The sequence below is a fragment of the Novosphingobium sp. B-7 genome (assembly GCF_000410615.1).
Lineage (GTDB): Bacteria > Pseudomonadota > Alphaproteobacteria > Sphingomonadales > Sphingomonadaceae > Novosphingobium > Novosphingobium capsulatum.
Map to the genome: position 1 here is coordinate 1,612 of NZ_KE148503.1, position 339 is coordinate 1,950.

Sequence of the window (339 nt, forward strand, 5' to 3'; positions counted from 1 at the left end):
GATTTCGTCGGCAGCCGGGTGATCGGTGCGGCCAAGGGGCAGGAACTGGACCCCGGCACGCCCGAGCCCACCCACCTTTCGCCGCCGCGCACCCGCCGCCGCGCCACCCTGCATGCGCAGGCGATCGGCCGCCGCGTGGTGCTGGGCTTTCGCGAGGGTGGCGGCCACAAGACCATCGACATGCGCGAATGCCACGTCATTGCGCCCGAGTTGATGGCGCTGGTGGCCCCGCTGCGCACGCTGCTGGAAAGCTGGCAGGATCGTAAGCTGGCGGTAGACGTGGAACTGACGCTGGCCGACCAGGGCGTGGCCGTCGGCTTTTCCGGCCTGGTGGCCGAT

Annotated in this window: 1 pseudogene; it reads left to right on the plus strand. The window is 70.5% G+C overall.

The features are described from left to right. Positions 1 to 339: pseudogene (locus tag H926_RS35260) on the plus strand (class I SAM-dependent RNA methyltransferase); the annotation flags it as partial.